This is a genomic window from Hymenobacter persicinus, assembly GCF_004167665.1.
Taxonomy (GTDB): Bacteria; Bacteroidota; Bacteroidia; order Cytophagales; family Hymenobacteraceae; genus Hymenobacter; species Hymenobacter persicinus.
The window spans coordinates 1-9,209 of record NZ_SEWE01000074.1 but is presented as its reverse complement, the minus strand read 5'-3'; the positions used below and the strand labels follow the sequence as shown (position 1 = coordinate 9,209).

Here is a 9,209-nt window from a genome sequence, read left to right as displayed (position 1 = left end):
ACGCCACCCCGAAGCTGATGAAACTCCCGCTCTGACTTATGCCAAGTATGATTAGCGCAGCAGACGCCGAAACAGTAGCAAATGGCTTAGGTATTCCCATTCAGGAGAGACAGGATTTATTTGAATTTCGGTTAGCCAAAGGCACGCACGAAATATGGATTCAGCTGCTAAAAAACGGGCAATACATCTTCGTAAGTCTTATTGTTGATCAACTGGAATACCCTATTGAGCATATCGAGTTTTACATGCAGTAACCGAAACCAGAAATACTACAGGAAGCGAGGGAAATGGCCGAGCTGCTTTACACCCACCAAACCCGGTTTGTCCGGGAAGTGAAAGCTGGTAAACTGAAGCTGGCTCTCGAAGTCCTGCAAGAAGGTAGCTGGGCTCAGTTTGGCTATTTTAATACTGCTAAAGAGTAGCGCCTTCCCTACCTTCCCAGCTTCAACGCCACCCCGAAGCTGATGAAACTCCCGCTCCTAGTCCCGCTCCTGCTGGCCGCCACGGCCGCCTTCGCCCAGAAAGCGGCGCCCGCCGAAAACCTTGTCCAGTACGCCCGGCCCATTATCGGGACCCAGAAGATGGGGCACACCTACCCCGGGGCCACGGTGCCCTTCGGCATGGTGCAGCTTAGCCCCGATACCGACACGCTGCTCTACGCCAAGGACGGCAAGTACAACCCCGACATCTACCGCTACTGCGCCGGCTACCAGTACGACGACCCCACCATCGTGGGCTTCAGCCACACCCACTTCAGCGGCACCGGCCACTCCGACCTTGGCGACTTCCTGCTGATGCCCACCACCGGCCCGTTGCAGCTCAACCCCGGCACCGCCCAGAAGCCCGAAAGCGGCTTCCGCTCCCGCTTCTCCCACCAGAACGAAGTGGCCGAGCCCGCCTACTACAAAGTCCGGCTCGACGACCACAACATCGGGGTCGAGCTGACGGCTACCAACCGGGTGGGGATGCACCAGTACACGTTTCCGCAGTCCGACCAGGCCCACGTGATTCTGGATTTGATGGCCGGCATCTACAACTACGAGGACAAGAACACCTGGACCTACGTGCGCGTGGTCAACGACTCGCTCATCACCGGCTACCGGCAGACCAACGGCTGGGCCCGCACCCGCACGCTGTACTTCGCTATGGCCTTTTCCAAGCCCTTCAAGAGCTACGGCTTCCGCAACTTCTCCAAGAAGCAGGTCTACCGCGGGTTCTGGGGCAAGTTCGATCAAACCCACAACTTCCCCGAAATGGCCGGGGAGCAGCTGCGCGCCTACTTCGACTTCAACACCCGGGAAGGCGAGAAAATCAAGGTCAAGCTGGCGCTGTCGCCGGTCAGCCAGGACGGGGCGGTAGCCAACATGCAAGCCGAGCTGCCGGGCTGGAACTTCGAGCAGACCCGGGCCCAGAGCCAGGCACTGTGGCAGCAGGAGCTGAGCAAAGTCACGATTCAAAGCCCAAAAAAGGACGACAAGATCAACTTCTACACGGCCCTCTACCATACCTTTCTCGGCCCCACCACCTACCAGGACGCCGACGGGCAGTACCGGGGCCTCGACCAGAACAACCACCGGGCCGAGGGCTTCACCAACTACACCACTTTCTCGCTCTGGGACACCTACCGGGCTCTGCACCCGCTCTTCAACCTGGTGCAGCCCCGGCGCAACGCCGACATGATTCAGAGCATGCTGGCCCACTACGGCCAGAGCCCCGAGCACATGCTGCCCGTGTGGAGCCACCACGCCAACGAGAACTGGTGCATGATCGGCTACCACAGCGTGTCCGTCATTGCCGACGCCGTGCTGAAAGGCAACGCCCCCTTCGACGCCAACAAGGCCCTCGACGCCTGCGTAGCCACCGCCCGCCACGACTCCTACGACGGCCTGGGCTACTACCGCAGCCTGGGCTACGTGCCCGAGGATAAGAACTCGTCGTCGGTGAGCAAAACCCTGGAATATGCCTACGACGACTGGTGCATTGCCCAGATGGCCCAAAAGCTCAACCGGCCCGACATCTACCAGGAGTTCAGTAAGCGGGCTGAAAACTATAAGAACGTGTATGACGCCCGCATCGGCTTTATGCGCCCTAAGCTGTCGGATGGCACCTTCCGCCGGGAGTTCGACGTGCTGAGCACCAACAACCAGGGCTACATTGAGGGCAACTCCTGGAACTACAGCCTCTACGTCCCCCAGGACCCCAAGGCCCTTATCCTGCTCATGGGCGGCCCGAAGCGCTTCACCGAGCACCTCGATTCGCTCTTCACCATGCACCTGCCCGACAAGTTCTTCGCCGAAACCGAGGACATCACCCGCGACGGTATCATCGGCAACTACGTGCACGGCAACGAGCCCGCCCACCACGCAGCCTACCTCTACAACTGGACCGACCAGCCCTGGAAAACCCAGCAGCGGGTGCGCATGATCCTGCCCAAGATGTACCGCCCCACCCCCGATGGCCTCGGCGGCAACGACGACTGCGGGCAGATGAGCGCCTGGTACGTCTTCTCGGCCCTGGGCTTCTACCCCGTGGCCCCCGGCTCCCCGGAGTACGCCCTGGGCAGCCCCGCCGTGCACGGCGCGGTAATGACGCTCGAAAATGGCAAGACCTTCCGCATCACGGTCAAAAACCAGAGCGACAAGAACGTCTACGTCAAGGAAGCCCGCCTCAACGGCCAGAAGCTGACCCGGCCGTTTCTGCAGCACCAGGATATCGTGCAGGGCGGGGAGCTGGTATTTGTGATGAGCGGGAAGCCGTAGACAACTCCCGTCTCTAGTCTGATTTTACACAGTAGTTAAATCTGCTCTATGTCGCAGCATCACCAGAAACCAGAACTTTGGTATGTAGCCAGAATTATTCTTAAGTGCTCCGCCCCGCATCAGGTCGAGGAGCATTTGTTTGATGAACAAATCAGGCTGATTCAGGCCAGCAATTCTGAAGAAGCTTACCAGAAAGCGCTTATTCTTGGCAAACAGGAAGAACTCGAGTACCTGAACGAGGATGGAATGACCGTCAGATGGTCGTTTGAAGGCTTATTTGATTTAGATATTGTGGAAAGCCTAACCGACGGAGCAGAAATTACTTCCAAAAGGATTCGAGCAGATTCAGCTCAGGAACTCGTTGTAGCTAAGCACCAACTGACGCTGTTTTGGCAGGCTGACAATACAGGCAAAACAGCCGAAGAGTTGTTAGGTGATATGAAATCATAGAATTACTTTCTCAGCGGCAAGCCGGTAGCATCGCCGTTGCTACTCCCAGCATCCTGAGCTTGCGAAGGACCTTGCTCTTTCCGCACGGCCAGCGTGCTGAACTGCAAAAAGCCCTTCACTATTGCTACGGAAAGGGCTTTTTGCCTTGAAAAGTCGTGGTAGTAGAATCGAGGAAGGTCCTTCGCAGGCTCAGGATAACTGACGATTGGGAATGGCCTCAGCTTAGTATTTGCGGAGAATTTTGGGCGACCACACAAAACTCACTTCAGTCAGCCGGAAAACCCAGGAGTACCGGTTAGAGTCCCTTTTGTTCTTCCAGAAAATTTCGGGTGACCAAACAGAACTCCTTTTAGCACTCCGGAAAACTTCGGCTGACCAACAAGAACTCTCTCCAGCGTTCTACCATCCTCCGGACGAATAACCAGAAGTGTTTTTATAGCCCCGGAAAACTTCGGACGGCTCCCCAGACGTGTAACTGGCCCTCCGGAAAACTCTGGCCCTTTCCGCACCGGATTTTCTTCCACGTCAAAGCCCCACCCCCGACCATTACTGGCCGAAGGTGAGGCTTTCACATTTTTAGGCGGAACGCCTACTCGTTGCCGGTGAAGCTCGGGGCGCTGACGTTCCGATTCTTGTTGCGGTTGTAGAGATACGCCGCGCCGGCAGCCAGCAACGCGCCGGTTACCAGCTTGCGGCCATTGCCGCCGGAGCGGCCAGTGTTGTCGTAAGTACCGCCGTCGGTGGGGCGGCTGCCGCCCAGACCTACGCTGCGAAACAGGCCTGAGAGCAGGCCACCCATTGTACCGCTCGGGCGGTCAGAACCAAAGATGCTCATGATTGACAAGGGAATATGGTGGAGGCTTTATAACGTGGACTGGAGCGCTAGGGTTGACCTCTACCATACCTAATGCCGGTTTGTAAGCAGCCTACTGCCCGCCCCCAAACCGGCGGCCGAAAAAGTTGCCGGGCTTCCAAGTCGGGCGGGCCGGGTCCTGGGCCACTTGGTAGCCGATCAGAAAGTTGAGCTGGGCGTATTTGCGGCCCGCGGCGAAGTCGAAGGTGCCGTTGATATCGTCCTGGGGCTTGTGGTAATACGTGGCCCGCCACTGCTGCACCTGCTCGCTGAGGTTATTTTTGCCGTCGGGGGTGCGGTTGCCGTACTTGACGTGCACGGCCGGCACGCCCTGGGTTACGAAGCTGTACTGGTCGGAACGGATAAAGCGGTGCTGGGCGGGCTCCGGGTCGGCTTCCACCGTGAGCCCCAGACTGGAGGCCGCCGAGGCTACCACCGTTTCCAAGGACGAGTTTTCCGCCCCCAGCGGCACCACCGACAGCAGCGGGGCAATGATGGTGGGCATGTCGGTATTGATGTCGGCCACGATGGCAGCCCGGGGTACGGGTGGAAACCGGGCGAAATAGGCCGAGCCCAGCAGCCCCAGTTCCTCCCCCGTCATGAATACGAGCAGCACCGAGCGTTTGGGCTTTTGTTTGAGGCTGGCGTAGGCTTTGGCAATTTCGAGCACGCTGGCCACGCCGGTAGCATTATCGTGGGCGCCGTTGTTGATGGAGTCGCCCTGCACGGGCGCGGTGATGCCGATGTGGTCGAGGTGGGCGCTGTGCACTACGTACTCCTCGCGCAGCCGGGCATCCGAGCCGGGAATCTTACCCACCACATTGTAGCTGTCTACATCCTGGTAGCGGCTGCGCAGGGTGGCCGTTACTTGACCCGTCAGGGGCTGGGAGGCCGGCTGGCCGCGGCGCAGAGCGGCCAGGGTGCGGGTTGTGTCGAGGGCGGCCCCGGCAAACAGGCGCTGTAAAGTTTCGGCACTCACCGAGCCCACCACCTGTACCGATCCGGCGACGTAGCTCCGCGACACGGCCACCCGCCCGTCGGGCCCCAACACGCTCACCAGGCCCTTGCTTAGGTTGGGCAACTGGGCCGCAGGCTTGGGCGCGGCCAGCAGCACGCCCACGGCCCCGTGCTGGGCGGCCGCTTGCAGGATGGTCAGCAGGTCGGTGGCATAAAGCTTCTCGCTGCCCGCCAAAAATCGGGGGTCCGCCCGCGTCACCACCACCATCTTGCCCCGGGCATCAAGACCGGCGTAGTCGTCGTAGCCCAGCTCGGGGGCACTGATGCCGAAGCCGGCAAACACCAGCGGAGCCGTCACGCTGACCTGGGGCTGGTCCGGGTTAGGATAAAACACCACGTCCTGTCCGGTGGTGAAGCTGCCGCCGGCGCCGCTGAGCGTGGCCCCGGGCTCGGTGAAGGCCCGCCGCAGCCGCACGTGCTGCGTGAAGCGGCCCCGGTCGCCGGCCGGCTGCACGCCCAGCTTGCGTAGCTGCCCGCTCACGTAGTCGACGGCCAGCTGGTAGCCGGGCGTGCCGGCTTGCCGGCCTTGCAGCCGGTCGTCGGCCAGATACTGTACGTGACTTTTAAAGGCCACGGCGCTGATTTGAGCCTGGGCATTGGCTACCTCCCGGGCAACGGGGGCCTGGGCCCGCACAAAACCCGCAGGGGCACAAAAGGCCAGCCCAGCCCCGAGGGTCAGGATGTTAGAAAATCGGAACATGCACTGAAACGAATGGAAAAATCGACAACCCGGTAGACCGGCTCAGGTTTCGGTGAGCACCGTTTTGAAGCCCGCCAGCTGCCCATCGGCAGTTTTGCCCAGGGCGTAGGCCGTCACCTGCGGGCCACTGCCGACCCGGTACACCTTCGTGCCCTCAAGCTCCTGCTTCATAAACATCTGCAGGGCTTTGTAGCGGTTGGCCAGGGCCGGGTCGCCGAGCACGCCGTCGTCGGCGGTGTGGTTGCGCAAAAAGTACATCAGGTCCACGGTTTCCACCTTCGCGTCGGCGGCTTCCCCGGTGAGCTGGCGCAGGGTTTCGTCGGTGAGAGCCCCGGCAGGGGCCCCGAAGCTGACGGGCGTCAGCGGGGCCTCCGACTCACTGACAAACTGCAGGCCCTTGGTCAGGCGGGTTAGATCCCTTAGGGCCGGGTTGGCCGCCCCAGGCTCACTGCCGTCGGTGGCTTCGGCTTTGGTTTCCTGGGGCTTGGCATGTTGTCCGGCTTTGTCGGACTTGCCATCGGCGCCGGGCACCTTGGCACTGATGGCGGCGGCCAGCTCCTGCATGCGGTCCTCGGCCACCTTGATTTTGGGGTTGGCAAAGTTCATGTCCGCCACCTTGTTCATCGGAATCAGGTGGATGTGGGCGTGGGGCACTTCCAGCCCAATGACGGCCACGCCGATGCGCTTGCAGGGCACGGCAGCCAGGACGCCCTTGGCCACGCGCTGGGCAAACAGGTGCAGGGCCGCCAGCTCGGCCGGGGCCAAGTCGAAAATGTAGTCAACCTCCTTCTTGGGAATTACCAGCGTGTGGCCTTCCACCAGCGGCGTGATATCCAGAAACGCCAGGTGGTCGTCGTCCTCGGCGACTTTATAAGCGGGCAGCTCGCCCGAAACGATGCGGGAAAAGATGGAAGGCATGCGGCAGCGGTGAAATGGTGAAGTAGTGAGATGGTGAGTTTGATGGGCTGGTAGCACAAACAAGCGCAACCAAAGTACGGGGCAAAACGCAAAAGGGCGAAGCCGCTGGCTTCGCCCTTTTGCATGGAAACGGAAAACTCACCATTTCACTATTTCACCATCTCACCGGCTACCGGCTGATTTCGAGGATTTCGAACTGGAGCTTACCGGCGGGCACGATGATTTCGGCGGTGTCGCCGGCTTTCTTGCCCAGCAGGCCCTTGCCAATCGGCGACTTCACCGAAATCTTGCCGGCGGCCAGGTTGGCTTCCTCCTCGGCCACGAGCAGGTAGTCGAGGATCATGTTGTTCTTCAGGTTCTTGAGCTTCACCTTGCTCATAATGAGCACCTTGGTCAGGTCCAGGTTGGTTTCGTCGAGCACGCGGGCGTTGCCTAGGATTTCTTCTAGCTTCGAGATTTTCAGTTCCAGCAACCCCTGCGCGTCCTTGGCCGCGTCGTACTCGGCGTTTTCGCTCAGGTCACCTTTGTCGCGGGCTTCGCGCAGGTCTTCGGCGGCTTTCGCCCGACCGCGGATTTTCAGGTCCTGCAGCTCATCCTTGAGCTTTTGCAGGCCTTCAGGAGTGTAATAATTTACAGAAGACATGGTCGGTGGGGTGATTAGCTAAAAAACAAGAAGAACGGTCAGCGAGGCCGACCGTTCTCCCAACAGGTTCTGAGACAAATATACGAAGCCCCGACAACTTCCCCTAGCTCAGCCGGGGCGTCCGGCGCAGAAAAGCGCCAAGCTTGTGCGCCAGCACCTCATTGATACGCTGATACGATTGGTGGGTCCAGCCCCCGATATGGGGTGAAAGCACCACGTTGGGGGCCGTGCGGAGAAAGTCGAAGCGGGCCTGCTGCTCGGCGCTGAGCTGGGGGAGCTTCTCATTTTCGAGCACGTCGAGGGCTGCGCCGCGCACCTGCCCGCTGCGTAGGCCGCTTACCAGCGCCGCGTGGTCGAGAACTTCGCCCCGGGCCGTGTTGAGCACCCACAGCGGATGTTGAAAGCCGGCCAGGAACTCGGCGTCCACGAAGTTATGGTTGGCCGCTGAGTAGGGAATGTGCAGGCTGAGCACTTCGGCCCGGGCCCGCAGCTCTTGCAGGGGCACCAGCACGGCGTTGCCGTCGCCGCCCACGGCCGGATCGGCGTCGTGGGCCAGCACGGTGCAGCCGAAAGCACTGAGGCGGCGGGCAAAGGAGCGGCCCATGTGGCCGTAGCCCAGCAGCCCGATGGTTTTGCCCCCGATTTCCTCCCCCCGGTTGGCCTCGCGCCGCCAGGAGCCGGAGCGCACCTCGTGGTCGGCGCGGGCCACGTTGCGAAACAGGGCCAGCAGCAGCCCCACGGCGTACTCCCCCACCGCGTCCCGGTTGCCTTCCGGGGCGTTGAGCAAAGTCACGCCCGCCGCGGCCAGGGCCTCCTCATCAATGTTATCGACGCCGGCCCCGGCCCGGGCCACGTAACGCAGGTGCGGGCCGTGGGCCAGCAGCGCCGCCGTGATGCGCAGCTTGGAGCGTACCACCAGCCCGTCGTAGGGCTGGGCGGCCAGGGCAGCGGGTACTTCGGCGGCCGTCAGGTCGGGGCGGTAGTGCAGCGTCACGCCGAGCGGCTCGAGCAGTTCGGGCAGCGAGGGATGCATTTCATCGATGACCAGGCAGAGTGACATAGCTATTCAGGCAATACTAAAGAATGACACGGCGCCAACCACTTTTTCTGAGTGGTCGGCTCACTTAGCCTCTACTCCTGGGGTTCGTCCACTACTGGCTCGAAGTCCGCGGTGCCACCGGCCCGGTGCTTTTCCACGTAGTTGGTCAGCCACACGAAGTCGGCCACGCCCAGCTGCTCGGCGCGCTTGTTGAAGATGGGGTCGGTGGTGACTTCGGCGCTCATGCCGAAGGGTTTCACGGCGTTGCGGAGCGTTTTGCGGCGGGTGGCAAAGGCCTGCTTCACCACCTTGAAAAACAGCTTCTCGTCGCAGTCGAGCTTTTCGGTGTCGTTGCGCCGCAGCCGCAGCACTGCCGACTGCACCTTGGGCGGCGGAATAAACACGTGGGGCGGTACCAGAAACAGCAGCTCCACGGTGTAGTAAGCCTGCAGCAGCACGCTCAGGATACCATAAACCTTGGAGCCCGGCCCCTCGGCCATGCGCTCGGCCACTTCCTTTTGCAGCATGCCCACCACCTCGCGCACCTGCTGGCGGTGGTCGAGCACCTTGAAGAAAATCTGGGTGGAGATGTTGTAGGGGAAATTGCCGATGATGCTCAGCGGCTCATTGTTGAACAGCTGCCCCAGGTCCTGCTTGAGAAAGTCGGCAGAGAGGATGCGGCCGTGCAGGTCCGGGAAGTTGCGCTCCAAGTAGGCCACCGACTCCCGGTCAATTTCGATGACGGTGGTCGTGTACTCGGGGTGCTGGAGCAGGTCGCCGGTGAGCACGCCCATGCCGGGCCCGATTTCCAGCACCTGGGTCACGCCGTC

General features: G+C 61.0%; 8 protein-coding genes. 2 read left to right on the top strand and 6 right to left on the bottom strand.

The window, feature by feature from the left end; translation table 11 throughout:
• Positions 1–464: 464 nt before the first annotated feature.
• Positions 465–2,759, top strand: coding sequence for a GH92 family glycosyl hydrolase (locus tag EWM57_RS20140; RefSeq protein WP_129923103.1), 2,295 nt, complete (start codon positions 465–467; stop codon positions 2,757–2,759).
• 48 nt (positions 2,760–2,807) lie between these two features.
• A complete protein-coding gene (locus EWM57_RS20135) occupies positions 2,808–3,209 on the top strand; it encodes a DUF4288 domain-containing protein (RefSeq protein ID WP_129923102.1) in 402 nt (133 codons plus the stop codon).
• Between the two features lie 589 nt (positions 3,210–3,798).
• On the opposite strand, the gene EWM57_RS20130 is transcribed toward EWM57_RS20135, so the two are convergent.
• The 6 genes from EWM57_RS20130 to rsmA all read right to left on the bottom strand — a co-directional run.
• The gene (locus EWM57_RS20130) at positions 3,799–4,044 is read right to left on the bottom strand and encodes a hypothetical protein (RefSeq protein WP_129923101.1); all 246 of its coding nucleotides are present in this window, start codon (positions 4,042–4,044) and stop codon (positions 3,799–3,801) included.
• Positions 4,045–4,135: 91 nt separating this feature from the next.
• A complete protein-coding gene (locus tag EWM57_RS20125; RefSeq protein ID WP_129923100.1) occupies positions 4,136–5,779 on the bottom strand; it encodes a M28 family peptidase in 1,644 nt (547 codons plus the stop codon).
• Between the two features lie 42 nt (positions 5,780–5,821).
• Positions 5,822–6,697 (bottom strand): nuclease A inhibitor family protein, encoded by an 876-nt coding sequence (locus EWM57_RS21865; RefSeq protein WP_165370589.1) that lies wholly within the window; start codon positions 6,695–6,697, stop codon positions 5,822–5,824.
• A gap of 169 nt (positions 6,698–6,866) precedes the next feature.
• A complete protein-coding gene (gene greA, locus EWM57_RS20115) occupies positions 6,867–7,340 on the bottom strand; it encodes a transcription elongation factor GreA (RefSeq protein WP_129923099.1) in 474 nt (157 codons plus the stop codon).
• 103 nt (positions 7,341–7,443) lie between these two features.
• Positions 7,444–8,400 (bottom strand): NAD(P)-dependent oxidoreductase, encoded by a 957-nt coding sequence (locus EWM57_RS20110; RefSeq protein ID WP_129923098.1) that lies wholly within the window; start codon positions 8,398–8,400, stop codon positions 7,444–7,446.
• A 71-nt stretch (positions 8,401–8,471) separates the two neighbouring features.
• A partial coding sequence (gene rsmA, locus EWM57_RS20105; RefSeq protein WP_129923097.1) for a 16S rRNA (adenine(1518)-N(6)/adenine(1519)-N(6))-dimethyltransferase RsmA occupies positions 8,472–9,209 on the bottom strand: 738 nt, incomplete at its 5' end.

Coding starts and splice junctions, on each gene's coding strand:
- EWM57_RS20140 (WP_129923103.1), top strand. CDS start 465: ATGAAACTCCCGCTCCTAGTCCCGCTCCTGCTGGCCGCCACGGCCGCC.
- EWM57_RS20135 (WP_129923102.1), top strand. CDS start 2,808: ATGTCGCAGCATCACCAGAAACCAGAACTTTGGTATGTAGCCAGAATT.
- EWM57_RS20130 (WP_129923101.1), bottom strand. CDS start 4,044: ATGAGCATCTTTGGTTCTGACCGCCCGAGCGGTACAATGGGTGGCCTG.
- EWM57_RS20125 (WP_129923100.1), bottom strand. CDS start 5,779: ATGTTCCGATTTTCTAACATCCTGACCCTCGGGGCTGGGCTGGCCTTT.
- EWM57_RS21865 (WP_165370589.1), bottom strand. CDS start 6,697: ATGCCTTCCATCTTTTCCCGCATCGTTTCGGGCGAGCTGCCCGCTTAT.
- greA (WP_129923099.1), bottom strand. CDS start 7,340: ATGTCTTCTGTAAATTATTACACTCCTGAAGGCCTGCAAAAGCTCAAG.
- EWM57_RS20110 (WP_129923098.1), bottom strand. CDS start 8,400: ATGTCACTCTGCCTGGTCATCGATGAAATGCATCCCTCGCTGCCCGAA.